The organism is Neisseria sp. P0009.S007 (assembly GCF_051962515.1).
The window spans coordinates 1-418 of sequence record NZ_JBQCVF010000916.1; the positions used below are offsets into that span (position 1 = coordinate 1).

Sequence of the window (418 nt, forward strand, 5' to 3'; positions counted from 1 at the left end):
ACTTCGGCAAAGGCTCCATCATGAAAATGGACGGCAGCCAACAGGAAGAAAACCTTGATGTTATTTCTACCGGCTCCCTCGGCGTGGACTTGGCACTCGGCGTTGGCGGTCTGCCCCGCGGCCGCGTGGTTGAAATTTTCGGCCCGGAATCCTCCGGTAAAACCACACTCTGTCTCGAAGCCATTGCCCAATGTCAAAAAAATGGCGGTATCTGCGCATTCATCGATGCCGAGCATGCTTTTGACCCGATTTACGCCCGCAAACTCGGCGTAAAAGTCGAAGAACTCTATCTCTCCCAACCGGATACCGGCGAACAGGCATTAGAAATCTGCGATACCTTGGTACGCTCCGGCGGTATCGATATGGTCGTTGTCGACTCCGTAGCCGCACTTGTGCCTAAAGCTGAGATCGAAGGCGA

1 protein-coding gene is annotated in these 418 nt (G+C 54.1%); it reads left to right on the top strand.

What is annotated here, in order from left to right; genetic code table 11:
• Nucleotides 1-418 (top strand): ATPase domain-containing protein (locus tag ACTHS3_RS17100; protein WP_440368652.1); only part of this gene is annotated, 418 nt, incomplete at both ends.